Source organism: Dongia sp. (genome assembly GCF_041906375.1).
Classification (GTDB): Bacteria; Pseudomonadota; Alphaproteobacteria; order Dongiales; family Dongiaceae; genus Dongia.
In genome coordinates this window covers 72,274-95,699 of sequence record NZ_JAYRJJ010000001.1, presented here as the reverse complement: position 1 = coordinate 95,699, position 23,426 = coordinate 72,274, and the positions used below count along the sequence as shown (strand labels likewise).

Sequence of the window (23,426 nt, the reverse complement as noted above, 5' to 3'; positions counted from 1 at the left end):
CTCCTCCCATCCGGACGGATTCGGGGTGAACCCATCCATCGCATCGCCGTCTCTGCGGACGGCGAATTCCGTCAGCCCTCGGCTCCGACAATCAGAGAGACCAGTTGCTGCTGGTTATCCCGGCCAGGCTTCAACTCGCCGACCTTGTGACCTTGGCGCAACACCACAGCCCGGTCCGCGAGTTCGACGACGTGCTCCATGTTGTGAGTGATCAGAATGACCGCGTTACCCTCGGCGCGAAGCTGCGATACGAGATCCAGCACCTTGCGCGATTCTCGAAGCCCCAATGCGGCCGTTGGCTCATCCAGGATCACCAGCTTGCGCGCAAAGACTGAAGCACGTGCGACGGCAATTGCTTGCCTTTGCCCCCCGGACATCAGCGCAACAGGCGAGTCGAGCTTCGGCAATTTCACTTTGAGACGATCGAGAACGACTGCCGCCTCGCGGTCCATCTTGCCTCGACTGAGAAAGCGTAGGCCCGCCGGTAGCCAGGACGGAAACGCGATTTCGCGGCCACAATAGAAATTCTGCGCTGGCGTCAGATTGTCGAAGAGGGCGAGGTCCTGATAGACGGTCTCGATCCCCGCCCGGCGTGCCGCTGCCGGAGAATGAAGAGACACTTCTTCGCCCTGCAGGAAAATTTGGCCGGCGTCAAGAGCGTGGACACCGCTGATGCACTTCACGAGCGTGGACTTGCCGGCGCCATTGTCTCCGAGCAGAGCGAGCACTTCGCCGCGATACGCCTCTAGGCTGATGCCCTTCAAGGCATGTACAGCGCCGAAACGCTTCTCCGCATCGCGAATCTCAAGGACAGGAGTTGATCGGGTTGCCGTCATAGTGCTCTCGCTGCCTGGAGGTTCCGCGCGCGCGCTTCCAGATGATTGCGCAGCACATCCGCTTCGACCGCGATAACGATGATCAGGCCGATGGCGATCATTTGAAAAAATACGTCGACGCCCAATAGATTCAGCGCATTGCGAATGACACCAATCATGAGGGCGCCTACCAGGGCATGGCCGATATGCCCGCGTCCCCCCAGGAAGCTGGCGCCGCCAATGATGACCGCGGCGATTGTGTCGAGTTCGAGCAGATTGCCATAGAGCGGGGATGCCGCTTCTGTTCGGCCAGCAAGCACGATCGCGCCAATGCCTGCGCACAACCCGGAGATCACATAGGTTGAGATCAACACGCCCTTGACCGGTAGTCCCATCTTGAGCGCGGCTTCAGGTTGACCGCCGACGGAATAGGTCCACCGCCCCCATACCATCGCCTTGGCCATCACGAGAATCAGCAGCGCCACTCCAAAAACGATGAAGAAGGAGTTGGGGATTCCGAAAGAGGCGGCACCGCCAAGGGTGGCAATTGCATCTGGCATCCCACGCATCGTCGTGTGCCCGATGGCCAGTTCCAGTGCCAAACCCCGGCAGATGCTGAGCATGGCCAACGTGATGATGAAGGGATGCGGCAATCGGCCGAACACGTAGACGAAACCGTTGATGGCCCCGACCGTGGCGCCCGCAAACAGCATCGTCAGCATGACCAGGAAGGCGGAGTCCACTTGGCGATAGACCAGGCCACCAACCACGGTGGCGAGCGCCAGATTGGCACCCACGGAAAGATCAATGCCACGGGTAAGGATCACCAGGTGCTGGCCCATCGCAACGATCGCGATAACAGCCGTCTGCGACAAGATGTTGGCGATGTTGCCGGACTTCAGAAAGTCGGGCGTAAGCACCGCAATCACGCTAACTAAGGCCGCCAAGATAAGGACCGGGCCGATCCCCAGTAAGGAGAGGCACAACGAAACCCAGGACTGGCGTTTACGCGCCTGAACGTCGGACATAGTGCCAGTCTCAACCTGCTGCCCTCCAACGACGCTGACCACCACTCCATCTCCCAGGATTGTTTTTTATTGATAAAAACTATCCCAAATCAGATGGTCAATTTGTTTTTTATGTATTAAAATACAGACCTCTGAAGAGGTCTGGAAAAATGAAGAGTGATGCGGTCTTCAAGCGTGCCTTCAACGATGCCTTGGACTTGATCGGCAACTTGCCTGAGGGCTCTCCCCTCCCCTCCGAGAACCAGCTGAGCGCCCAGCTCCTGGTAAGCCGGACGACGGTGCGCAAGATTCTCGGCGCCATCAGGGCACAGGGTTTTCCTACGGTGGGCACACGCAGGCCGTCGATCGAATCGATCCCGCGCTTTGCTGAAGCGGAGACCATTCCGATATCGGAACAGGTCGAAAAGCACTTCATGGAATGGATGCTGCGTGACAACACCCGCCCGGGAACCAGTATCAACGAGCTCCAGCTGGCACGCCGCTTCGGATTGGCGACAACCGGCATCCGCGAATTCCTGAACCGCTTTCAGCGCTTTGGGCTGATCGAAAGGCGACCAAATGCGGGCTGGGTATTCAAAGGATTTACGGCGAGCTTTGCTCTCGAGCTATTCGAGATTCGCGAGATCTTCGAACTGCGCTCGGCCCTGGCCTTCGCGACTCTGCCGGCTACGTCTGCTCTCTGGCAGAAACTAGAAGCCCTTCGCGACCAGCACCTCCAGTTGTTAGAGGAAATCGACACGCGTTATCATGATTTTTCCGATCTCGACAGCCGGTTCCACCGGCTAATCAATTCCGCAGCGCCAAACCGTTTCATTGACGATTTTTTCGATATCATTACGCTGATATTCCACTATCACTACCAATGGAACAAACGAGACGAGCGACAGCGCAACGAGGTCGCGATCAAGGAGCACCTTACTTATATCGAGGCGCTGCTCAGTCGGAATCCCTCGATTGTGGAACTCGCTTGCCGAGCCCACCTTGCCTCGGCCAAGGAAACATTAATGCGCTCCTCCTCGAGGAAGACGTCCGAATTCACGCAGGCGGATGACGTAGAAGAACCGTCTTCGGGGGATGCGGCGGCACCGGTGTAGTTCGCGTAGCGGAAGTAGCCATCAACCGGATCGCCGGCAGCTCGTTGTATCGCTCGGCGTGACCGACATTGCGATGTGTGGCTCTCAATCGCGCTCCCGGTACAGCGGCTGCCCTGCCCGGATCCGCAATCAGATCTTCGAAGGCAACAATTGTTTAACCAGCGCCTGCACCAGCCGCGGCAGATCAAAGGGGAAACGGGCAGTGATCAGGTTGCCGTCAACCACACATGGCTCGTCTGACACCGTAGCGCCGGCATTCTCGAGATCGATCTGGATATTCCATACGGCCGTTGCACGTTTCCCCTTCAGAATCCTGGCGCTCACCATGACCCATTGGCCGTGGCAGATCGCTGTCGTGGGCTTGCCCGCTTCATACATGGCGCGAACTAGCGCCACCGCGTGCTTATCCATCCGCAGCGCATCCGGGTTCCAGCAACCACCAGGCAGCAGGATGGCGTCGTAGTCTTCGACCTTTGCCTCATCCGTGTAGCGATCAATCTTCAACCAGCCTGCATTTTCCATGAGACGAATTGCCAGAACATGCGTGGCGCATTGCGGCGGAAAGCGCAGCCCGAGAGAGGGATGGAAATCGCCAATGCGCGGCGAGACGATATGCACCGTGGCACCGTGCTCCGTAAGCCAGCGATGCGCTCCCAATATCTCCACCTCTTCAACACCATTGGTGCAGCAGATGGCGATGCGCTTGCCTATCAGCAGAGTAGAATCCGTCACGGGATCAAATAGAAAGCTATTCAGCTCCCGGTTCAGATCGCCATCGGCAGTCACGAGCAGCTCCGTAGAAATCGACGGCACAGGAGAATACGACATCAATTGCTGCATGCGCAGAAAGGCGGCAGCCTGGCTCGCATTAGTCATCTGATCTTCCTTCTGACGTAGGTTCGTTGGAGACAATCACTCTATCTGATGCTCGACTCAAGATTCTTGGAAATCGACGAAACGCGCCAGCAATGAATTGACTGGTGAATCGTGGTTCCTGATCAATCATGATCGACATCTTCCATGGAGCCCGCTCTGACCGGTTTAGGTCAATATGGCATTTATCCAAAGCGCTACATGAAACCCGGGTGATTTCACCAAACCATCCCAGCCACCGGCAATTTTACGCAATGTTTCAAGCCGCTGCCGCAGTGCGTTGGCATGCCTGCCCAGCGTCTCTGCCGCCGATTTGACGGTATATTGGCTGTTAAAATAGCAGTGAAAAGTCTGCTTCAGCTGCTTTCGATGCCTTAGTGCGCATGCTTTGATGGCACCCCAGTTTCTCCTCATAGACATCGATATTGGGGAATTGTGTCGATCGAAGAACCTGATAACGAATCGAAGCAAATTGCTATGGATTGAGAGCCGTAACTCGTTCAAAGATCTAGTAGCAGCCTCGCCGTACCCTCCGCCGGGACCGCCGAGCAAATGAGCGCCTCGTCCTTAGTGAAATCCGCGCTGGGCGCCGTGTGATAGGTGACGGCGCCTTCGATGATCTTGGTGCGGCAGCTACCGCAATTCCCCGACCGGCAACTGAACGGCGGCGTGAGGCCGCGCGATTCAGCGAGTTCCAGCAGGGATCCGCTGGCCGGACTCCAGCGCGCCTCCTTGCCCGAGGCGGCAAAGGCGACCGGCACGGATTCCTTCGATGGCGCTCCCAGCACGATGGCGCGCGCGCCCTTATCCGCGATCCGGGTCAGCGATGCCGGACCGAACGCTTCGGCATGTATGCGCGCGTCCGAAATGTTGAACCCGCGCAGCCCATCATAGACCGCCTGCATGAACGGTGCCGGTCCGCAAAGATAGAAATCATAATCGCCGAAAGGCAAGGTTCCACTCAGCAACGCCATGTCGATGCGGCCGGCAATGTCATAGTCTTTACTGGCGCGCGCATCTCCGGGTTCGCTCAGCACCCGTACCAGACGGACCAGGCCCTGTCCTTTCGCCAGCATTTCGGCGATCTCGGTATCGAAGGCCCGGTCCTCCACGTTGCGGGCGGCGTATATCAGCCAAGTGGGTCGGATGCGGCGCTTGCGCAACCCTTCAAAGACGATGTGCCTCAGCATGGCGAGCATCGGGGTAATGCCGATGCCGGCCGCCATCAGCACGGCTGGCCGAGGTTCCAAAGCATCGATGGTAAAATTGCCAGCCGGGGCGCGTACCTCGAGCGTGTCGCCGGCCTTCAGCCCATGGAGATGTGTTGAAACCTTGCCCTGACGCTTGACGCTGATACGATAGACGCCGTCGGAGGGTGCCACCGACAGGGTATAGGTGCGGATGACCGGCTGATCCATTCCTGGCAGAGTTATGCGGATCGGCAAATGCTGTCCCGCTTCATGCGGGACGAGGCCAAAGCCATCCAGCGGCTCCAGATAGAAGGACCGCACACTGGCACTCTCCGCTTTGATTTCCGCAATGCGAAACGGCCGCCATTGCTTGGCAAGTTCCTGTGCCTTCACCCGTGCCGCCATCTCGGTCCAGTCGCCGGTCATCAGCGAATTGGGCGAAGCGCCTTGGCGGTCATCCGCCCAGCGCAATGGCAATGCCGCCGGGCGATAGACGATGCGAGTGGGCGCCAAGCGCCAGAAACGCTCCGCTCCCTGGAAGGCCGCGATCTCCGGCCCATCGAGCACGACCTCCGGCACACCGGCGATCTGCAGCAGATCGCCGGTCGCAAAATCGACAAAGACGAGCCCGGCGCGTGGATTGACACTGAAGTTGCCGAGCGTGTTGAAGAATAGGTTGCCGGCAAAATCCGGCACCATGAGCACACCAGCCTCGCTGATATGCACGAAGCCTGGCTTGCCGCCACGATGCGACACGTCGACCTGCCGACCGCCATCGGCCAAATCGACATATGACGCAACGAAGAACGTGTCGGCGTTCTTGATCATCGCCTGAGCGCGTGCATTCAAGCTATCCAGATACTGGACGGTCTGAACCGGCTGGAACCGGTCTGCCGGCCGGGTGAAATCAAACTGCCGCAGCTGGATGTATTGCGGGCAATTGCCGTAACTCTGGTGGACAGCGATGTTGAAGCCACCCTCATCTAGCCGCTGCACAATGCCGTTCATCCGGTTGCGCCGCCGCGTATGCAGCTCAATCCCGAGCAGGCCGATCGCATCCCCGTCATTGAGGCCCGCCTCTGCCGGATCGCCCGGATCGCGGGCAAGTCGCACGTCAAGGTGCTTTGAGTCCGGCGATTGCATGAAACCCTGCTCACCCGCCCGCAAGGTTGCCCACACATCGCCATTGGTATCGACCGCCCCCAGCACGACGAAAGGCAACTGCCCGAAAAATTCACGATGCTGGTCCGGCATGTAGTCGCGGATGACCCGGCGCCCCACATCTGCCATGCGCTCGGCAACGCCGGCGCTGCGCTGCAGAGCGACCTCGCCTTCATGCCAGGGCGATACTGTGTTTGTCTGGATGAGGGTCATCTGCAGGCCTTTCTTTGGCAGGGGTAGCACGGGATGAAGGTCCGCCCTGTCATCCCGTGCTGGCTTAATCTCTACGCCGCCAGACCGACGGGCGTCTTCTGGAATTCGACGAAACCGGTAAGGGCTTCGATCCGCGCCAACCAGGCACGCACATGGGGATAGCCGGAGAGATCGACATTCCCTTCGGGCGCGCTGGCGATGTAGCTGTAGAGCGCCACATCGGCGACGGTCGGGGTGGCCGCCGCGACAAAGTTCCTCTGCACCAGCTCGGCGTCGATCAGTTTCAACACATTGTGGGCGCGGGTCAGTACTTCTTCCGGCCGGAAGCCGGCACCGAACAGGGTGATGAGGCGTGCTGCCGCCGGTCCATAGGCGATTTCGCCGGCGGCAACGGACAGCCATTTCTGCACTTTCGCAGCAGCCAACGGTTCCTCGGGCAGCCAGTCGCTGCGCCGCAACTTCTTCGCAAGATAGATCAGGATGGCGACTGAATCGGTCACGATCGTGCCGTCGTCATCCAAGACCGGCACTTGGCCGAACGGGTTGAGCTTCAGGAAATCCGGCGCCTTGTGAGCCCCCTTGGCGAGGTCGACCAGGATCAGTTCATGCGGAACCTTCAGCAGCGACAGAAACAGCCGCACGCGGTGTGAATGGCCGGACAGGGGATGATGATAGAGCTTCATGATGCGTCTCCAAATATGAATGCGGAAAGGATGGAAGTCGTCAGGCTGCACTACGCAAAGTGACGCGCGGGAAATCGATCTCTGTCTTGAAGACTTCGTTCACGTAATTGGTCCAGGTGTTGAGAGCGACATGCTGCACGATTTCCAGCAGCTGGCCGTCGTCATAACCGGCGGCCTTTACCGCGGCGATATCAGCCTCGCTTACCTGGCCACGCGAGCGCGTTACCAGAGCTGCGAATTGGACGGCCGCATCTGCCTTCAAATCATTGGAGCGGCCGCTGCGGTTGGCGGTGATTTCCGCGTCGTCGAGCTTGGCGAGGTTCTTGCCGGTATAGGTGTGGGCCGAGAGGCAGTATTCGCAACCATTGATCTCCGCGACGGCCAGTGCGATGCGCTCGCGGGTCTGTGGCGGCAAGGCGCCTTTGCCCAACGTATCGGCAAGGTCGAGATGGCCCTTGAGGGCGGTCGGGCTGTTGCTGATCAGCCTGAAGATATTGGGGACCATGCCGAACTTCTTTTTGACGCCCTCGAGCAGGGACTGCGCGGCGGCCGGGGCTTCGACGATGGTGGCGGGGGTCGGAATGCGTGACATGTGAACCTCCTTTTGGGGGATGAAGCGCGGGAGGAATTCCCGAGCGCGTCATCTGCCTCAAAAGCTAGATCCTACCGAAAACTTGCGGTAGATTGCCATTTATGGAATCATCCTCCCATAAAACGAGAGGATAGATCGGGGAGGAATAGCATGGATCGGCTGGAAGCGATGGCGCTCCTCGTGACCGTGACTGAGGCCGGCAGCTTGTCGGCGGCAGCCCGGCAGCTCAGAACGCCTCTTGCCACTGTCAGCCGCAAGGTGGCCGACCTCGAAGCGCATCTCGACGCCCGCCTGCTCACGCGTACCAACCGCAAGGTGCAGCTGACCGAAGCCGGGCGCGCCTATGTCGCCGACGCCAAGGAAATCCTGGGAAGGGTTGAGGAGGCCGAGCGGAAAGTGGCCGGTGAATATGTGACGCCCAAGGGCGAACTCACGGTGACGGCGCCGCTCGTCTTCGGGCGCCTCCATATCTTGCCGGTGGTGACCGACTTCCTGAATGTCTTCCCTGACATCACGCTGCGCCTGATCCTCGGCGACCGGCTCTCGAACCTCGTCGAAGATCACATCGATGCCGCCTTGCGTATCGGCAATCTGCCCGACAGCAATCTGGTGGCAACGCGCCTTGGATCGACGCGGCGCTCAGCCTATGCGAGCCCTGATTACCTGAAACGCCGCGGTACGCCAGCGACGCTTGAAGATCTCGCCCACCACGATTGCGTCAGCTTCGAGAACATCGTGCCGTCGAAATTCTGGATATTCCACGACGGCAAGCGCGAAATATCCTCCCCTGTCCGCACGCGTCTCAGCGTCACCACGGCCGAGGCCGCGATCGATGCCGCGATCGCTGGCACGGGCATTACCCGCGTCCTGTCATATCAAGCCGCCAAGGCCGTGGCCGCAGGAACGCTCGTGCCGGTCCTCGAGGCGTTTGAACCACCCGCCTGGCCGATCCACTTCGTCCACGTCGCCCAAGGCGCCCTCACCTTGAAGATGCGGGCCTTCCTCGACTTCGCCACACCCAGAATTCGCGCCAAGCTCGCGTGACCCGATTTCGGCACCGAAGCGGGGACCTGGAGATCACGCGGCATTCGCATGCGCCAAATCATGCCCGGCTACTTCGCCTAGCGAGCATTTTACAAAGCCGCCACCAAGAATGTATCTGGCGAAGAACGCGGGCAACTCTGCCTGCGATAGTTTTTCGCACGCAGAACGGATCTGCCCACCGCATGCCAGACCCTTCAAGGCTTCGAAAACCTGCTCAGAAACGGGCGCAGTCATTGTCCCGTTATGATGACGCCAAATCATCAACCGAACGCTACCGCTCTCAAGTGTGATTGACTCGGCGGCATCTGCGTCATGGGCCAGCTGATAGATGTCCGATAGCGGGAAGTTGGAACAGAGCAGGGTGAGGCTCGGATGTGCACGGACAGAGAGTTCCGCCAGTTCATCGGGGGACAGTGCACCCAATAACCCCGCATCTAGAGCCACCGCGTCAGGCGCTGTCACCGCTCGGTTGATGGCCCAGTCCAGTCTGGCAATGTCGGCAAGATAGGGTAGCCCCTTTACTAGGGTCTCGGCATCGAGATGTTCCCCAAACACCGCACCATATTCTGCTAAACATGGCTGGACAGGCGGCTGGGCCTGCAGGAACCGTGAGGCAAGCACACGAAAGGCTTCCTCGCCTATAAGCCGGACAATCGTCGAGAAGGTCACCGCCAGAGCGGCACAAAGACTGATTTGGTGATGATTGCGATAGACGCTGAGCGGATCACCTTCCGGCAGATGACTTGGTCGGAAGACATCAATCGGCACCTCGCCGCTGGTCCCTCGGATCGATACCGCCATCTGGCGCTGCAGATCAACCAGCGCGGTCATATTCCGCCTCTATCAACGCGTCGCGACGCACTGCATCAGCTTCGCTTGCCTCGGCAACCAAGACCTTGAGATCCGGGATATTGCTATCCCATTCGACAAGCGTCACGGTATCCGGGAAAAGCTGAATGGCCTGTCGATAGAGGCGCCAGACAGGATCTGCGACCGGGCCGCCATGATCATCGATCAGGATGCGACGCCCGCGCTGCTCGGCGATATGGTGCCCCGCCACGTGAATCTCTCCGACGGTGTTGGTTGCCAACTCAGCCATCACATCCTGTGGCCTAACGCCGAGATTATGGGCGTTGACGTGGAGATTGTTGACGTCAAGCAGCAAACCGCAGCCGCTCCGGCGAGCCAATTCCGCCATGAAGGCGCCTTCCGGGATCGGTGAATGGGCGAAAGCGACGTAGGCACTCGGATTTTCCATCAGAATGCGCCGCTTGAGATGGTTCTGTACCAGATCGACATGGTCGACCAGAATTGCCAGCGCCTCTTCGGTATAGGGCAAGGGCAGCAGGTCATTGAGATAGACCCCATCCATTCGGCACCAGGCGATATGCTCGGAGACGAGGAAGGGCTCGACCAACGCCGTCAGTTCCCGCAACCTGCCCAGATGCGCCGCGTCAACCGGTTCGGCACCCCCCAATGACAGACCCACACCATGCAAAGAAACGGGATAATGGTCGCGCATCTTGAGCAAGGCATGTCGCGCAGCGCCGCCGCCCATATAGTTCTCCGGGTGTGCCTCGAGGAAGCCGACCGCAGGCTTCATCTCCTGAACAGCCTGATGGTGCGGCGCGCGTAGGCCGATGCCTGACCGCAACTGGGTAGATCCCTTCATTTTTCAATCCGCCGTCGCGGCGGGCGAGGTGATGAGCCTGGCGCCACGTTGATAGGTTGCGTAGGCCCACAGCCATTGCAGGGCGACCAGGGTACGACTGCGCACGCCGATCAGGAACGCAACATGGACGATCCCCCAGAGGAACCAGGCGAGACGGCCACGAAGGCGCAGCCAGCCGAAATCAGCCACCGCTTCCTGCCGCCCGATCGTGGCGAGAGAGCCCAGATGCCTGTATCGGAACGCCGGTGGCGGGGTTTTTCCGCTGATCCGCGCCGCGAGGACCTTCGCGACATAGACGCCCATCTGCTTTGCCGCGGGGGCGAGGCCAGGCACGGGCTTGCCGTCGCTGACGACGCTGGCGGTATCGCCGATGACAAAAATCTCCGCTGCACCGGGAAGTGTTAGATCCGGCCCGACAATGACCCGTCCGGACCGATCCTTTTCACATCCCAGCCAGCGGGCCGCCGGCGAGGCAGCGACCCCCGCCGCCCAGATCAACGACCGACTTGGGATATCGATATTGCCGAGGCGCACACCATCTTCGGTGCAGTCCGTTACCGCTTGGCCAAGCAGGACCTCCACACCCAGCCGGGTCAATGCCTCGGCTGCCGCCGCAGAGAGGCTTTCGGGGAAGGCCGCCAACAGGCGTGGACCCGCTTCCACGAGGAGAACACGCGCCTGACTGGGATCGATCTTGCGGAAATCATCAACCAGTGCCTGGCGCGCGAGTTCGGCAACGGCTCCCGCGAGTTCGACACCCGTCGGGCCACCGCCAATCACGACAAAAGTGAGGAGCGCCTTGCGCAGATTCTGATCCGACGTGCTCTCTGCCTGCTCGAAAGCGAGAAGCAATCGCCGCCGGATCTGCGTGGCATCGTCGATCTTCTTCAGCCCCGGTGCCACGGCTTCCCAATCGTCATGACCGAAATAGCCGTGCCGCGCGCCGGTAGCGACGATAAGCTGGTCGTAGGCGATCTCGTCCTGATCGACCGTGACGACACGCCTTTGCCGATCAATTCCCTGCACCCTGCCCATCAGAACCGCTGCATTGCGTTGTTTGCGCAAAATGCTGCGGATCGGCGTCGCGATATCCGCCGGCGAGAGGGCAGCCGTCGCCACTTGGTAGAGCAATGGCTGGAATAGATGATAGTTGCGCCGATCAATCACCGTCACCCGGCAGCGCACCTTGGCCAGTGACTTCGCCGCCGTCAGACCCGCAAATCCGGCACCGAGAATGACCACGTGTGGCAAGACATCTTCCTTGGCCGCCGGATAGGATTGCTTCATGGCGATGGTCCTATTTCGCGTCGTGACCAAAAATGCGCTTGATGACATGATCCAGCGAGATGACGCCGGGGCCGCGGCTCAGCAGAAGCAGCAGGAAAGTCATCCAGGTAAGATGTTCGACCCAGCTCTGCGGATAGACAAAGGTCTGAATGACGAGGGTCATGCCGATCATCGGCAGGCAGGCGATGCGAGTGCCGAGCCCTAGGATAAGGAGAATGGGTGTCGTCAGCTCGACGCTGGCCGCCATTGGTGCTGCAAGCTCCGGCGGCAGGACCGGCACCTTGTATTCACTGGCGAAGAGTTGCAGGGTGAGGTCCCAATTGGCGAGCTTGCTCTGCCCCGCGCGCCAGAAAATCGTCGCCATGCTGACGCGCGCCATAAGTTGCAGAAGACTGAGCGGCAGATGCTCCAGTCGATCATAAAGCCGGCGCAACCTCTTAACGCCGCCAGTGGAAGAGGTGTATTCTTCGGTGTGCATGAGCATGGTCATGTGAATCTCCTTCAATGCGTGCGTTCAAGGCTTTGCGTGCAGAATGACATCGGCAATAGCGCCTTCATCGATCAGTGAGGCGATGGCCTCTTGACCGTCGAATGCGGAATCCTGAAGCGTCGCCAATCTCGTCGCCGCAACGAATGTTCGCCCTCTGGCAAGCGACGATTCGAAGGCGAAACGGGCGGGCGAAAGCAAATCACGGGCAATGCTGATTTCACTGCCGGACCGGTCGGGCGCCAGGCGCAGCAGGATCGGTCGGTCAGCAGCGACATTTGGCAGAACGCCTTTCCCAGCAACCCAATCGTGAACGGGATAGGCCAGGCTGAGGTAGCGGAAGTTCGATTGCAGCCGCAGCATGAGATCCGGATGCTCCGCAATCAGGCCAGCGGGCAGGCAACAGGCGCCGATACTGGGCTCACGATCCGTCAATCCGGCCAGAAAAAGGCCGAGATCGAGACGCGCCAAATCGGGCAACGCCGGATACTCCTGCGCAACCTCCCGACGGGCGAGAAATGGGGCAAAGGCGCGCGGGTCCCGCGCCTCCGGGCGGCCCTCGCTACGATGGGACTGCCATAGTTCCGCCAGGCGCCTCGGACCGATCACCTGAGCGACCCCTTGGAACACAACCAAAGCGTCGACGCCCCGCGGCGATGGCCGCAAACCGCACGCATCGCCGCGGATCGCGGCAACGATCGACGATACGTCACCTTTGGCGGGGCCTTGATGGATGCAATGGCGGAACTGCAGCGAGCGAGACAATCCGACACCTGGGGCATAGAGTAAGGAAGAGCAGCGAGGATGCCCGAGAGGTCATCCTCGCCGAATAGTCATCTGGTTACTTCGGCTCGAGGCTGCCGCCATTGATCTTGCTGCAGACGCCCTTGGGCACGAACACCCAGGCATCGCCCTGACCGCCCGCCGCGACCGAGCCGCCGCAGGAATTGGTTGCGGTCTGGCAATCGTTCTGGCCGCCGGCGGCGACACCGAAGCACTTTTCGAACTCATAGGACGGCGGCGTGGCCGGACCGGCATTGGCGGCGGCAATGCTCATGAGGCCCATGGCAGCGGTCGCGGCGGCAAACAGCGTGGCATTGGTGATCTTCATCTTCGTCTCCTGATGACTGAAAGAGCGGCGAGACCACCTCGCCGTCATCAGCAGTATTTCCGAAGCCCGGGAAGAGCTGAAATGCCGCTTCATCACAGAAACGATGACCCCTGAGCATCGATCCGGAAGGTTCCCCAGACAGAAAAACGCCCGGCAGTGCTATACCGGGCGCTTGAAACAGGCACAGGGTTCTCTACGTTGGGCGATCTAGAGGTATGTTTGTGCGATATCTACGCTGGATCTGACGCCCAATGCCTCAAAATTGTCGACGAGCCAGGCATCGGCATGGGCGCGCCCCGTTTCCTTGAGATCGAGCAGGAAGTCCCAATCGGCGTTCAGCTTGGAAAGAACGCTGAGCTTCTGCATGACCTGCTCGGCCGAAATCGAGTGGATATGCAGTTTCTTGAGATTCCTGGTCGGATCATCATGGTCGGCATGCTCGCCGATCAGCTTGCTGACGAAGTTGATCGCCCGCATTTCCCGCATCAGGGATGAATTGAAGCTGATTTCATTGATGCGATTGATGATTTCGCTCGCCGTCACCGGCAGATCATCCCGTGTCATGGGATTGATATGCACGACAACCATATCGGCGCTGTCCGTATTGTAGATGAGCGGGAAGATGGCCGGATTGCCCATATAGCCGCCGTCCCAGTAATGCTCGCCATCGATCTCGACGGCCTGGAACAGGAATGGCAAGCAACCGGAGGCAAGGACCGCGTCGGCGGATACTTCCTTGCCATCGAAAACCTTGACCTTCCCGGTTCGCACATTGGTCGCCGACAGGAACAGCTTGATCGGCTGCGGCCGGCTGCGGAACGCCTCGAAATCGACGGAGGACAGCAATACCTCGCGTAAGGGGTTCCAATTCATCGGATTGAGTTGGTAAGGCGACATGACGCGTGAGACGAAATCAAGCCACATGAAAGAAGGCGAACTCTCCAGCGCCTGATTGCCCGTAATCTTGTCCCACCAGGTTGCTTGGAAAGGCGACAGCCGAGCTGCATGGGCAATGCGGCGCCAGAAATTGGCGAGCGCCGCTTTGGCCCCCGCACGGCCGCCTTCCTGATAGCCGTATACCATCACGGTCGCATTCATGGCGCCGGCCGAGGTCGCGGAGATCCCATCGAATTCAATGCGCTCATCCTCCAGGAGCCGGTCCAATACGCCCCACGTGAAAGCGCCATGGGCGCCGCCGCCCTGCAAAGCGAGATTGATACGCCGCACCGTCATCTCATCGATCGTCGATCTGCCGGCGGCTGCGGCATCGTCGGTATGGCGCTTCGGCGAAGACAAGGTATTCATTGCAAAATCTCCTTCAATGCGCCGTCCAGCCGCCATCGACGGACAAGGTAGCCCCGGTGATGGATCGCGCGGTCTCGCCCGCCAGGAAGACGGCCAGGGCGCCGATTTCGCTTGCCTCGGCAAACTGCTTGTTGGGTTGCTGGGCGAGAAGGACATTGCGGATGACTTCGGCCCTGTCGATGTTGTGCGACATGGCCTGTGCGGTGATCTGCTTCTCGACCAAGGGGGTCCAGACATAGCCCGGGCAAATGGCGTTCGCCGTGATGCCCATTTCCGCCGTTTCCAGGGCCGTCACCTTGGTCAGGCCCAAGACACCGTGTTTTGCCGCCACATAGGCGGATTTGAAGGGGGAACCGACCAGCCCATGGGCCGAAGCAATATTGATGATGCGCCCGAAACGGCGGCGCTTCATCCCGGGCAATACCTGTTGCGTCGCGTGAAAGGCCGACGAAAGATTGATGGCCAGGACGGCATCCCATCGGTCGGCCGGGAAAGTATCGATCGGCGCCACATGCTGGATACCGGCATTGTTGACCAGGATATCAACCCGGCCGAACCGGTCTTCGGCGAGCTTGACCAGATCGGCAATCTCGGCCGGGCGGCTCATATCTGCGCCATGAAAGGGGATGTCGACACCATGGCTGGCCGCGATCCGCCCCGCCGCCACCGCCAGTTCGGCACGATCGCCAAATCCGTTCATCACGACATGGGCGCCGGCCCTGGCGAGTTCTTCCAGAATGGCAAGGCCGATCCCGCTGGTCGAACCGGTGACGATGGCAACGCGGCCGGAAAGCGCCCGGCTGGCCAAGGTCGAGGAACCGGTTTCCCGCCCCTCGTTTTCGGGGGTAATCGTATTCATCGCTGGCATTTCCTTAACAGGAGATTGGAATGCGACCAATCTGGCGGAGGCCGCGCCAGTCAGGAAATGCCGGGTCCCTATGGAATTGATGCCGCATCAGCATCGCCCCATCCATGCCTGCAGGGTATAGTCGGGATGAGCCAACGGACCCATTGGTCCAGAAGGTCATTGGCAGGGAAAAATCGATCATGGAAATGCATCAGATCCGCTACTTCCTGGCCGTCTGTACAACGCTGAATTTCACGCGCGCAGCGGAGCAATGCAACGTCACCCAGCCCGCCTTGACCCGTGCCGTCCAGAAACTCGAGGAAGAGCTGGGCGGGTTGCTGTTCCGGCGAGAGCGGAAACTCACCCATCTCACCGATCTCGGCCATCTGGTGCGCCCGCAATTGGAAGCGGTCCTCGCCCAGAGCGAGCAGGCCAGGACGACCGCCAAGAGCTTCCTTCACCTCAAGGACGCGCCCCTCAAACTGGGGGTGATGTGCACGATCGGCCCGATGCGGTTCATCGGCTTCCTGTCGCGCTTCCGGGCCGACCACCCCGGCGTCGACGTCAGCTTGATCGAGGGCGTGCCCGAAGAGTTGACGGAACTGCTGATGTCCGGCGCTCTGGATGTCGCCATCATGACGTTACCGGAAAGCGAAAACGAGCGGCTGACAATGCGGCTGCTCTATGAAGAGCATTTCGCCGTCGCCTTCCCGCCCGGCCACCGCTACGAACAGTTCAAGGCCGTGCCGATCAAGGAGATCGGCGGCGAATCCTATCTCGCCAGGGTCAATTGCGAATATTACGAACGGCTCGACAACATCCTGACCGAACGCATGGTCATGCTTGAGGAAGTCTACCGGTCGGAGCGCGAGGATTGGATCCAGACCATGGTCATGGCTGGCATGGGCATCTGCTTCATTCCCGAATTCTCCCCTGTCCTTCCCGGCCTCTGCATCCGCCGCGTCGTTGATCCGGAGGTTACGCGCAAGGTCTATCTGATCAGCGTCGCCGGCAGGCGCTTTTCCCCAGCCGTGCAAACCTTTGTCAAAGCAATCGACCATCATAAATGGCCGGAGCAGATGGGCGCCTGATGCCCACCACCCTCCCTCTTGGCAGCGCGACGGCGAAGAATGGCCTCAGCGCCCGCTTGGCGCTCGGCCTCCTTATGGCCGCGGGTTGCTTCCTGATCGCCGGGCTCGTGCACATCAACTGGCAGCGAAGCGCCGATCGAAACGCGGCGGAACTGGTATCCCAGATCAACAGCCGCATCACCAGTTCCGTGACCCGAGACATCAAGAGCAAGGTCGGCAGCGCTGAATCAGCCCTGTCGTCGCTGCATACAGTGTTCTTCCAGGATGTGATCCGGATCGACAACGAAGCCAAGCGGGAATTCGTCTTTCTATCCTTGCTGCAATCCAATGCAGATCTCACCTGGGTTTCGTTCGGCTGGCCGGATGGCAGCTTTTTCGGCGCGCGCAAGGACGCCGACAACAATATCCGCATGGTCGAAGTGAAGCGCGGCACGCAGGCCGCCAATAATTTCCGGGTCGACAGCTATCTGGCTACGAACCGTGATATTCTATTTCAAACCCGTACACAGACGCCGAGTGATTTCGACGCCACGGCGCAGGATTGGTATCAGGCTGCACAGACACAGGACGGCGCCGTCTGGAGCGAAAACCGAACTTTCCCGACGGGTGAGCATCCCGCCATCACCATATCGCGCAAGTTGACACTTTACGGTCGTTACATCGGCGTTCTGGCTGTCAGCATCGATCTCTCACGTCTGGCGAAATTTGTCGATCGCCTGGAAATCACGCGGAGCGGGCGGGCCCTCATCCTGGCACCGGATGATCGCGTCCTGGGTGAGAATGGCTGGCAAACCCTCAATGACACGCATGATTCAGGGCGGCGCGCCATTGCAGCGGGGATCGACGCGCGGCCGGAACAGCTGGCGAAGCTGGCGGGCCCGCGCAGCATGATGGGACGCGACCCGCTGACGGGGCGGGACTACTATCTCAATATCTCTCGCCTGCCCTATCAGGACTGGTCGCTCGTCATCGCCATTCCGACGGCGGATATTCTCGGCGACATCCCGGCAGCCACCCGCAGACTCTATATACTCGTCCTGATCCTGGCAGCTCTGGTCGCCGGCAGCGCATTCCTGGTGGCGGATCGCCTGGTGACGCGCCCGCTCGCCGGTATCGCCAGCCAGTTGCGGGCCATTGGCGGCTTTGATCTCCATGCCGTGAACTACGAACATTCCTTCCTGCGCGAATTCGACCAGCTTTCGCGCAGCCTGGTGCAGATGAGTGCTGGCCTCAGCTCCTTCCGGAAATACCTGCCGGCGGATCTGGTGAGGACCCTTGTGAGCGAGGGAATCGAAGCCAAGCTGGGCGGCCAGCGCCGTGAACTGACGGTGTTGTTCAGCGATCTTGCAGGATTTACCGGGCTCACTGAAGCTGATCCGGAGCGCATGGTTTCCTTCCTGGGTGCCCATCTCGACGACATGTCCCAGGCCATCCACGCGACCGGGGGCACGATCGACAAGTTCATCGGCGATTCGGTCATGGCCTTCTGGAACGCCCCAGGGCCGCATGCGACACCCGAACAAGCAGCTTGCCTGGCGGCATTGGCGTGTCGGGATCGCTTCAAGCGCATGCTCGCCGAGAATGCCTGGCGCTTGACGGCAGTGCCGGGCCTGCGCATCGGCATCAACACCGGACCGGCCCTGGTCGGCAATATCGGCTCCCATGATCGGCTCAACTATACCGCGCTTGGCGATACCGTGAATGTTGCCAGCCGCTTCGAATCGCTTAACAAGCAATACGGCACCGACATCTTGATCGGCGAGGAAACCGCGGCGGCATTGGGCGGCGCGTTCATATTGCGCAAACTCGACCGTGTCGCGGTCTATGGGCGCAAGCATGGCCTTGAGATCTTTGAACTTGTCGGACACGCGACCGACGAAGCCCCCAAGCCGGACTGGATCGCGGATTATGAGGCGGGCCTCGATGCCTATTTCGAGCGGGACTGGACCCGCGCAGCAGACCTCTTCCAGCAGGTCATCCGCAGTCGTGGCAATGACGGCCCGTCAGTGATCATGATCCAACGTTGCGAGGAATTCGCCAGCTTGCCGCCGCCGAAATCATGGACCGGCATTGCGGTCGCCATGAACAAATAGACCAGGTCTCAATCCCGCGCCAATACCAATCTGTTCGCCAGAGTGAGGCCGGCACCCACCGACAGAGCGATCCCGGACACGCAAGCGGCCCAGCCCCAGGTACCAAACAGCTGGCCAAGCACGAAGCTGCCGGCAAGTCCGCCGAGGAAATAGCTGGCGAGGTAGAGCCCACCCGCGGCGCCGCGATCTCCGGCTGCAGCGCGCCCGACAAAGCCGGTAGCGATTGCCTGCGCGAAAAAAGTTCCGGCTCCGATGAGGCAAAGGCCGGCCAGGACCAAGCTCAGCGACGGTGCCAGAAGCAGGGGTAATCCGATCAATGCGAGGCCAAGGCCGCCGAGACAGGATCGCCGTGTACCAAAGCGTACAGCGGCGATACCGGCCAGCGGCGTGGTCAGCATGGATGGCACGAATACGAAGTAGACGAGCCCCAACTGCATCTGGTGCACGCCGAAGGGTGGGCCCGCCAGGACGAAATTGACATATGTGAATGTCCCGATGAAGGCAAAGAGGATCAGGAAGCCAAGTCCGAAGGCGGCCCGCAGCTGCGGATTGGAAAGATGCTCACGCAACACCGCCATGGCTTTTCGATGCCCCCCGCTCATGGCGGACATCGGCTGAGCACGCGTCAAGGTAAGATAAGCGAGCAGCCCGCCGGCTAGATTGAGTCCAGCGAAAATGTAGAAATTACTGGCAAGCCCCAGATGATCGGCAATCGTCGCCGACATCAGCCGGCCGAAAAGATTGCTGGCGACATTCCCCGTCACATAGGCCGAGAGAGCGGCAGCTATGTCCTTCGGCCCGGATTGCTCCGCCAGATAGGCAAGCGTCAGGCTGAAAGCAGCCGACATGCACAGTCCTTGAGCGACACGCAGGGCGGCGAAGACAGTTAGGTTCGGCGCAAAGGCGAGCAGGCATGTCGGCATCGACAAGAAAAGAAGGCTGATGACGACCCATCGCCGCCGATTGAGATGCCGGCTGAAGAGGGCGACGGCCAATCCGGCGATCGCCATGCCGAAAGTGCTGGCGTTGACAGCGACACCCATGGCCGCCGGGCTGACCCGATAGGCGGCCGCCAGGGCCGGCAGGATTGCCTGGGTTGCGAACAGGTCGACGAGCGTCAGGAAGGCGATCAGGCCGATGACGATCAGATTGTAGATGCCCGACAGGCGCGGCACCTCGCGTTCCAGGCGCGATAGCGGCAATGCAGACGGCAAATTCATCGCCCTACTCCACAGGTAAAAGAAAACGCGTGACGCCAAGAGGGACGGTCCCGGCATCACGCGTCTCACACAGGCGTATGGGTACCACCTGCAGTTCTTGGGCTTACATGTTCATGTCGTTGGCATCGTGCAGGATGTCGACCGAGATCAGCACGGCCTTCTTCTTGCTGGTGTTCTCCCACCAATGCGACGTGACGTGGGTTTCCGGGGCCACATCGCCGGCCTTGTGCACGATCGGCACCGCGCAATTGCTGGCATGCTCAACGACGGTACCGCTGACCACATAGATCATCGCCGGTCGGTCTGCATGGGCGTGCCACGGGACGATCCCACCGGGCTGTACCTCCAGGCGGCGCAGGCGGAACTGATGGTCGCCAAGCGCCACCATTTCTTTCGACAGGTCGGTGCTGGCAAGGACAGTATCGGTGACGCCCTTGGGCTCCATCGGCCCGGGCTTGGTCAGATCAATGCCCATCTGATTGGCCGGGCAGGAACCAGCCTGGGCAGCACCCGCCGCCATCAGTGAAATACCAGCCGCAAGAGCGGCCATCGAAATCTTGCGCCAGACATTCCGGCGGCTTCTCGCAACGGCAATCATGACTCATTCTCCATGTCACTTATGAATGCCAGGCACCTCACGAGCCCTGGCGACCTGGAGAAGGATCGCGGATTGCCTGCAATCAGGAAAATGCCGACTGGCTATGGATCTGATAGGCGGAAGTATCGAAGTTGATTTCTGCTTTCACTCAGTTTCTTTGCGAAGCTATCGCCACTAATGAATATAACTCGACTCTCGCACCGCAGCCGACTCTAGATGTCTATGTTGATGCCCCACAAGATAGCTAAAGAATTTCCCGCGCCATGCGCGTTCGCTGACAGATGCTCGGTCAATCGAGACAAGCGCCACTTGCCACGTCAAAAAGATGCTGCTTATTGACGCGATGCTTCCGATGAATGTCGGCACCACGGACGATGTTCGGCCGGTCGGTAAGGAGCGCCGTCAGGATGAGCTTGGAGATTGAGCCCCACAACCGCGTCTAAGAGACGATGTCGGTCAGCGGAACTTGCGCCTGTCATGGGTGCAATCCTCGACGAAGCCGTAGGCTCAGACATGGCAGGGCCGCTGTGGCCGGAGAGAGATGCAGGAGCTTTCGGCAAGATGGGGGGCAGTAAAAGCGCTGGTGGTGACAATTTCCGCTATGCGCTGCTCTGCGGACTTAGCAAATGCTTCCGCCCTGCTGCCGAGTTGGACGAAGCCAGAGACGATCTCAGTTGCGTGCGCTAAATCGGCCTAGATCAGCAGCAGGCTGTCTGACCTTTCCTTCGCCGACAGCTTGCGCGCGGCAATCGCCGCCTCGGGCCAGTTCAGGAGCTGGCGCAAAGTGAGAGCCTGCTTCTGACCGTTGCGATCGAAGACACTGAGTCTTGCCAGTGGCACTCAATCAGCTTGTTCCGCCTCCAGCATGCCGTGCAGGAGCATTGCGTTGTTCAGTGATTTTGTCGCAACCGCTAGCTCTGCCTCAGCTGCTTCCTTGCCTATGACGGCAAAATGCGCGCGCGCCATGGCATTCAGAAGTTCCGGCGTGACTTTATCAGGAAAACTCTCCGAGGAACGCCTATCTTTTTGAGAATATTGACATAAAAACACCAGCTGAGATATCGCCGGACCAACGTCAGTAGTTTGCTCGAGGCCCACATTCATCTTGATCGACAATGCTGGCAGTTGCCCTTCTGAGCCGAGAATCTCGATGGCTTCGGTCAATACATCATAGATGTCTGCCAATTCCTGAATTAGCGACCTGTGAATATCGTCATGTTGCTCTGCCGCCAAGTTCACGAGAATCTTATGCCGGTTACCATAAGTTATGGTGATGTCAAAGGATACCTCCGGCACTTCTACGTCACCTTCCGACCGATCAATTCGGTCGATTGGAAATGGCACCACTGTACCGCTCGTATTCATGGTTGTTTCGGTCATTTGTGCTGTCCTTCACTATGCGCCTTGGCCTCCTGCGCTTTTGCAAGCAGCAGCTGGAGAGCAACGCGCCTGAACAAGAATGCGGCAACCTGCACTTGCATTGCGTTCCCTATCAATCGGCATGCATGCAGCTTTTCGCGATGGGGGAACTCGGCAATATGGTCCAGCCACCATTCAGGAAACCCCTGCAGGCGCAGGCATTCCTGTCGCGTCGGATATCGACAGATTATCTTGCGACCCAGTTTTTGAACGATAATCGAATTGAGTTCGCCACCGAACCCGGCGGTGCGGATCATACCGGCCCCGCTTGCCATCAAGGTCCCTATCGCCGACGGATGCAGGATATCAGTGCGCGCTCGAGGGCGGGCGGTAGTACGGCTCCTCTTCTTCTCGCCCTTCGCAGCACGCCTCGCATCGCCTTGCGCGAGAGAGAATATCTCGCCGCAGCCTCTTCCCGCAGGACCGAGAAAGCCGATTGTCCAGACACGCTCGGATCGTATTGACGCGCCGAAAGATCGAGCGTCCAGGCAGGCCTGCGCGGTTTTGTAGCCGGCTTCCCTGAGCCCTCGCAGGAGACGGCGGTTGTGCCGACCATTTTCTGCACCGATTGATCCTTTGACGCTTTCGATGACGACGCAAGCTGGCCGGCACAGCTCGACGAAATCAAGCAGTTCTGGGCTGATTTCACTAGCGTCGCTCGGCTGTCCGCCCTTGGCGTAGGAGTGCGCTTGGCCGGGGAGGCCGCAACTGAGAATGTCGATTTGTGGCGTTTCATCATCTCTCCAGTACTGTGAATTAAAATTTCCAATGTTCGGGACGTTCGGGAAATGCAGGGCGAGAACCTGCGCTGCTTTGCTGTCGATCTCGCTGATAAAGTGGTGTCTCGCTGTGACCCCCGCTTGCTCGAACGCCAAGAGGTCGCCGCCGATGCCCGAGCAAATGCTTGCATGACTGAGAGTAGCTCTCGACAAAAGCTTGCTCACGGATTGCCAACGAATTCGGCGCTGGGCACTCCGCCTACCAGCTCGAGAATTTCTCGATGTATTATTTGATGTTCGCCTATTTACTTTGATATTGACCATTTTTATTTTCCATCTCTGACACATTGAACTCATATATTTATGACACGGCACATTTTACCTTTTATCAACAATAATTTTCGAGCCTAACGCAGAATCTTGGGCCAAAAATGTTGACCGCAGTAGCCATCTGCAGGGGTTGTCAAAAAAATTGGCTGCGATTGTTCATCCAGCCTAGCGGCGAGGAGCCTCTCGAATTGCCCCGGCAAGAACGTCCTCCTTCAACGCGGTCGACTGCTTCAACAGCAGTATGGGTGGTCCAGGAGAATGCTCGATCTACATGCATCGGAAATCTGATCTGCCTTTAGGCATTGGCCGAGAATAGCCTCGTTCTGCGAGCGTTTGATGCTGCCTGCGCACTGAATCATTGGTGGCGCTAGATAACTTCTTTGCGAGGAAAGCCTGCGCCACAAAGACGCTTTGGCGACCACCCCTTTCGAACAAAGCAAGTCATCCTGAATGGACACTCATTCAGGGGTTCTCATGTCGAAGATTTTCACTGAAGTGCTGCAAAAGCGCAGCGAACTCGCACTGGCCAGGACGATCTTTCGGCCGTGTTCACT

The 23,426-nt window shown here is 59.4% G+C and carries 25 protein-coding genes; 5 read left to right on the top strand and 20 right to left on the bottom strand.

The features are described from left to right. Window positions 1-71: 71 nt before the first annotated feature. Together ACE3OA_RS00455 and ACE3OA_RS00450 are read right to left on the bottom strand one after the other, a co-directional pair. A complete protein-coding gene (locus tag ACE3OA_RS00455) occupies window positions 72-836 on the bottom strand; it encodes an ATP-binding cassette domain-containing protein (protein ID WP_374306644.1) in 765 nt (254 codons plus the stop codon). After that, on the bottom strand, window positions 833-1,843 hold the full coding sequence (locus tag ACE3OA_RS00450; RefSeq protein WP_374306642.1) for an ABC transporter permease: 1,011 nt from the start codon (window positions 1,841-1,843) through the stop codon (window positions 833-835). The genes ACE3OA_RS00455 and ACE3OA_RS00450 overlap by 4 nt, the downstream gene beginning before the upstream one ends. Window positions 1,844-1,992: 149 nt before the next feature. Here ACE3OA_RS00450 and ACE3OA_RS00445 point away from each other — a divergent pair, with 149 nt between their 5' ends. After that, window positions 1,993-2,937, top strand: coding sequence for a GntR family transcriptional regulator (locus ACE3OA_RS00445; RefSeq protein ID WP_374306640.1), 945 nt, complete (start codon window positions 1,993-1,995; stop codon window positions 2,935-2,937). Between the two features lie 129 nt (window positions 2,938-3,066). On the opposite strand, the gene ACE3OA_RS00440 is transcribed toward ACE3OA_RS00445, so the two are convergent. The 5 genes from ACE3OA_RS00440 to ACE3OA_RS00420 form a co-directional block, all read right to left on the bottom strand. Continuing rightward, window positions 3,067-3,813 (bottom strand): type 1 glutamine amidotransferase domain-containing protein, encoded by a 747-nt coding sequence (locus tag ACE3OA_RS00440; RefSeq protein WP_374306638.1) that lies wholly within the window; start codon window positions 3,811-3,813, stop codon window positions 3,067-3,069. Between the two features lie 165 nt (window positions 3,814-3,978). After that, window positions 3,979-4,224, bottom strand: coding sequence for a helix-turn-helix domain-containing protein (locus ACE3OA_RS00435; protein WP_374309184.1), 246 nt, complete (start codon window positions 4,222-4,224; stop codon window positions 3,979-3,981). An 86-nt stretch (window positions 4,225-4,310) separates the two neighbouring features. After that, window positions 4,311-6,374 (bottom strand): pyridoxamine 5'-phosphate oxidase family protein, encoded by a 2,064-nt coding sequence (locus tag ACE3OA_RS00430; RefSeq protein ID WP_374306636.1) that lies wholly within the window; start codon window positions 6,372-6,374, stop codon window positions 4,311-4,313. Window positions 6,375-6,445: 71 nt separating this feature from the next. Next, entirely contained in the window at window positions 6,446-7,057 is a 612-nt protein-coding gene (locus ACE3OA_RS00425) for a glutathione S-transferase family protein (RefSeq protein ID WP_374306635.1), read from the bottom strand. A 40-nt stretch (window positions 7,058-7,097) separates the two neighbouring features. After that, a complete protein-coding gene (locus tag ACE3OA_RS00420) occupies window positions 7,098-7,649 on the bottom strand; it encodes a carboxymuconolactone decarboxylase family protein (protein ID WP_374306633.1) in 552 nt (183 codons plus the stop codon). A 150-nt stretch (window positions 7,650-7,799) separates the two neighbouring features. Between ACE3OA_RS00420 and ACE3OA_RS00415 the strand changes: the two genes are divergently transcribed. Then, window positions 7,800-8,693, top strand: coding sequence for a LysR family transcriptional regulator (locus ACE3OA_RS00415; RefSeq protein ID WP_374306632.1), 894 nt, complete (start codon window positions 7,800-7,802; stop codon window positions 8,691-8,693). Between the two features lie 33 nt (window positions 8,694-8,726). On the opposite strand, the gene ACE3OA_RS00410 is transcribed toward ACE3OA_RS00415, so the two are convergent. From ACE3OA_RS00410 to ACE3OA_RS00390, 5 genes are read right to left on the bottom strand one after another with little or no spacing between them, the layout of a single operon-like run. Then, window positions 8,727-9,524 carry a putative DNA-binding domain-containing protein gene (locus ACE3OA_RS00410; RefSeq protein WP_374306631.1) on the bottom strand — a complete coding sequence of 266 codons (798 nt, stop codon included), beginning with the start codon at window positions 9,522-9,524 and terminating at the stop codon, window positions 8,727-8,729. Beyond that, the gene (locus tag ACE3OA_RS00405; RefSeq protein WP_374306630.1) at window positions 9,508-10,365 is read right to left on the bottom strand and encodes a DUF692 domain-containing protein; all 858 of its coding nucleotides are present in this window, start codon (window positions 10,363-10,365) and stop codon (window positions 9,508-9,510) included. The genes ACE3OA_RS00410 and ACE3OA_RS00405 overlap by 17 nt, the downstream gene beginning before the upstream one ends. 3 nt (window positions 10,366-10,368) lie before the next feature. Next, window positions 10,369-11,652 carry an NAD(P)/FAD-dependent oxidoreductase gene (locus tag ACE3OA_RS00400; protein ID WP_374306628.1) on the bottom strand — a complete coding sequence of 428 codons (1,284 nt, stop codon included), beginning with the start codon at window positions 11,650-11,652 and terminating at the stop codon, window positions 10,369-10,371. A 10-nt stretch (window positions 11,653-11,662) separates the two neighbouring features. Further along, window positions 11,663-12,142: a DoxX family protein gene (locus ACE3OA_RS00395; protein ID WP_374306627.1), complete on the bottom strand. Its 480-nt coding sequence runs from the start codon at window positions 12,140-12,142 to the stop codon at window positions 11,663-11,665. 24 nt (window positions 12,143-12,166) lie between these two features. Then, on the bottom strand, window positions 12,167-12,502 hold the full coding sequence (locus tag ACE3OA_RS00390; protein WP_374306626.1) for a hypothetical protein: 336 nt from the start codon (window positions 12,500-12,502) through the stop codon (window positions 12,167-12,169). Window positions 12,503-12,511: 9 nt separating this feature from the next. On the opposite strand from ACE3OA_RS00390, the gene ACE3OA_RS00385 reads away from it, so the two are divergent. Further along, a complete protein-coding gene (locus ACE3OA_RS00385; RefSeq protein WP_374306624.1) occupies window positions 12,512-12,721 on the top strand; it encodes a hypothetical protein in 210 nt (69 codons plus the stop codon). A 259-nt stretch (window positions 12,722-12,980) separates the two neighbouring features. Here the strand turns inward: ACE3OA_RS00385 and ACE3OA_RS00380 are convergent, their stop codons facing one another. From ACE3OA_RS00380 to ACE3OA_RS00370, 3 genes are all read right to left on the bottom strand, one after another. After that, entirely contained in the window at window positions 12,981-13,250 is a 270-nt protein-coding gene (locus tag ACE3OA_RS00380) for a DUF2282 domain-containing protein (RefSeq protein WP_374306622.1), read from the bottom strand. A gap of 207 nt (window positions 13,251-13,457) precedes the next feature. Next, on the bottom strand, window positions 13,458-14,555 hold the full coding sequence (locus ACE3OA_RS00375; protein ID WP_374306621.1) for a patatin-like phospholipase family protein: 1,098 nt from the start codon (window positions 14,553-14,555) through the stop codon (window positions 13,458-13,460). Window positions 14,556-14,568: 13 nt separating this feature from the next. Then, complete coding sequence (locus tag ACE3OA_RS00370; protein WP_374306619.1) at window positions 14,569-15,414, bottom strand: 3-hydroxybutyrate dehydrogenase; 846 nt, start codon at window positions 15,412-15,414, stop codon at window positions 14,569-14,571. Between the two features lie 188 nt (window positions 15,415-15,602). Here ACE3OA_RS00370 and ACE3OA_RS00365 point away from each other — a divergent pair, with 188 nt between their 5' ends. Together ACE3OA_RS00365 and ACE3OA_RS00360 are read left to right on the top strand one after the other, a co-directional pair. Then, on the top strand, window positions 15,603-16,493 hold the full coding sequence (locus tag ACE3OA_RS00365) for a LysR family transcriptional regulator (RefSeq protein WP_374306617.1): 891 nt from the start codon (window positions 15,603-15,605) through the stop codon (window positions 16,491-16,493). After that, window positions 16,493-18,586, top strand: coding sequence for an adenylate/guanylate cyclase domain-containing protein (locus tag ACE3OA_RS00360; protein ID WP_374306615.1), 2,094 nt, complete (start codon window positions 16,493-16,495; stop codon window positions 18,584-18,586). The genes ACE3OA_RS00365 and ACE3OA_RS00360 overlap by 1 nt, the downstream gene beginning before the upstream one ends. Before the next feature lie 8 nt (window positions 18,587-18,594). On the opposite strand, the gene ACE3OA_RS00355 is transcribed toward ACE3OA_RS00360, so the two are convergent. The 5 genes from ACE3OA_RS00355 to ACE3OA_RS00335 all read right to left on the bottom strand — a co-directional run bounded on the left by ACE3OA_RS00355 (window position 18,595) and on the right by ACE3OA_RS00335 (window position 22,767). Beyond that, the gene (locus tag ACE3OA_RS00355; protein WP_374306612.1) at window positions 18,595-19,806 is read right to left on the bottom strand and encodes an MFS transporter; all 1,212 of its coding nucleotides are present in this window, start codon (window positions 19,804-19,806) and stop codon (window positions 18,595-18,597) included. Window positions 19,807-19,909: 103 nt separating this feature from the next. Then, window positions 19,910-20,404 carry a cupin domain-containing protein gene (locus ACE3OA_RS00350; protein ID WP_374306611.1) on the bottom strand — a complete coding sequence of 165 codons (495 nt, stop codon included), beginning with the start codon at window positions 20,402-20,404 and terminating at the stop codon, window positions 19,910-19,912. A 693-nt stretch (window positions 20,405-21,097) separates the two neighbouring features. Next, window positions 21,098-21,244: a hypothetical protein gene (locus ACE3OA_RS00345; protein WP_374306609.1), complete on the bottom strand. Its 147-nt coding sequence runs from the start codon at window positions 21,242-21,244 to the stop codon at window positions 21,098-21,100. Continuing rightward, window positions 21,245-21,784, bottom strand: a complete 540-nt coding sequence (locus tag ACE3OA_RS00340) for a hypothetical protein (protein ID WP_374306606.1) — start codon at window positions 21,782-21,784, stop codon at window positions 21,245-21,247. Continuing rightward, a complete protein-coding gene (locus tag ACE3OA_RS00335) occupies window positions 21,781-22,767 on the bottom strand; it encodes a DNA cytosine methyltransferase (RefSeq protein ID WP_374306604.1) in 987 nt (328 codons plus the stop codon). Before ACE3OA_RS00335 ends, ACE3OA_RS00340 begins: the two co-directional genes overlap by 4 nt. Window positions 22,768-23,426: the final 659 nt, after the last annotated feature.

Excerpts from the sequence above, each read along its gene's own strand:
- ACE3OA_RS00395 (WP_374306627.1), bottom strand. The coding sequence starts at position 12,142 with ATGACCATGCTCATGCACACCGAAGAATACACCTCTTCCACTGGCGGC.
- ACE3OA_RS00410 (WP_374306631.1), bottom strand. The coding sequence starts at position 9,524 with ATGACCGCGCTGGTTGATCTGCAGCGCCAGATGGCGGTATCGATCCGA.
- ACE3OA_RS00350 (WP_374306611.1), bottom strand. The coding sequence starts at position 20,404 with ATGATTGCCGTTGCGAGAAGCCGCCGGAATGTCTGGCGCAAGATTTCG.
- ACE3OA_RS00430 (WP_374306636.1), bottom strand. The coding sequence starts at position 6,374 with ATGACCCTCATCCAGACAAACACAGTATCGCCCTGGCATGAAGGCGAG.
- ACE3OA_RS00340 (WP_374306606.1), bottom strand. The coding sequence starts at position 21,784 with ATGACCGAAACAACCATGAATACGAGCGGTACAGTGGTGCCATTTCCA.
- ACE3OA_RS00365 (WP_374306617.1), top strand. The coding sequence starts at position 15,603 with ATGGAAATGCATCAGATCCGCTACTTCCTGGCCGTCTGTACAACGCTG.
- ACE3OA_RS00445 (WP_374306640.1), top strand. The coding sequence starts at position 1,993 with ATGAAGAGTGATGCGGTCTTCAAGCGTGCCTTCAACGATGCCTTGGAC.
- ACE3OA_RS00380 (WP_374306622.1), bottom strand. The coding sequence starts at position 13,250 with ATGAAGATCACCAATGCCACGCTGTTTGCCGCCGCGACCGCTGCCATG.
- ACE3OA_RS00420 (WP_374306633.1), bottom strand. The coding sequence starts at position 7,649 with ATGTCACGCATTCCGACCCCCGCCACCATCGTCGAAGCCCCGGCCGCC.
- ACE3OA_RS00370 (WP_374306619.1), bottom strand. The coding sequence starts at position 15,414 with ATGAATACGATTACCCCCGAAAACGAGGGGCGGGAAACCGGTTCCTCG.
- ACE3OA_RS00360 (WP_374306615.1), top strand. The coding sequence starts at position 16,493 with ATGCCCACCACCCTCCCTCTTGGCAGCGCGACGGCGAAGAATGGCCTC.
- ACE3OA_RS00355 (WP_374306612.1), bottom strand. The coding sequence starts at position 19,806 with ATGAATTTGCCGTCTGCATTGCCGCTATCGCGCCTGGAACGCGAGGTG.
- ACE3OA_RS00405 (WP_374306630.1), bottom strand. The coding sequence starts at position 10,365 with ATGAAGGGATCTACCCAGTTGCGGTCAGGCATCGGCCTACGCGCGCCG.
- ACE3OA_RS00375 (WP_374306621.1), bottom strand. The coding sequence starts at position 14,555 with ATGAATACCTTGTCTTCGCCGAAGCGCCATACCGACGATGCCGCAGCC.
- ACE3OA_RS00390 (WP_374306626.1), bottom strand. The coding sequence starts at position 12,502 with ATGCTGCGGCTGCAATCGAACTTCCGCTACCTCAGCCTGGCCTATCCC.
- ACE3OA_RS00425 (WP_374306635.1), bottom strand. The coding sequence starts at position 7,057 with ATGAAGCTCTATCATCATCCCCTGTCCGGCCATTCACACCGCGTGCGG.
- ACE3OA_RS00385 (WP_374306624.1), top strand. The coding sequence starts at position 12,512 with ATGCTCCGCAATCAGGCCAGCGGGCAGGCAACAGGCGCCGATACTGGG.
- ACE3OA_RS00435 (WP_374309184.1), bottom strand. The coding sequence starts at position 4,224 with ATGAGGAGAAACTGGGGTGCCATCAAAGCATGCGCACTAAGGCATCGA.
- ACE3OA_RS00450 (WP_374306642.1), bottom strand. The coding sequence starts at position 1,843 with ATGTCCGACGTTCAGGCGCGTAAACGCCAGTCCTGGGTTTCGTTGTGC.
- ACE3OA_RS00415 (WP_374306632.1), top strand. The coding sequence starts at position 7,800 with ATGGATCGGCTGGAAGCGATGGCGCTCCTCGTGACCGTGACTGAGGCC.
- ACE3OA_RS00440 (WP_374306638.1), bottom strand. The coding sequence starts at position 3,813 with ATGACTAATGCGAGCCAGGCTGCCGCCTTTCTGCGCATGCAGCAATTG.
- ACE3OA_RS00400 (WP_374306628.1), bottom strand. The coding sequence starts at position 11,652 with ATGAAGCAATCCTATCCGGCGGCCAAGGAAGATGTCTTGCCACACGTG.
- ACE3OA_RS00455 (WP_374306644.1), bottom strand. The coding sequence starts at position 836 with ATGACGGCAACCCGATCAACTCCTGTCCTTGAGATTCGCGATGCGGAG.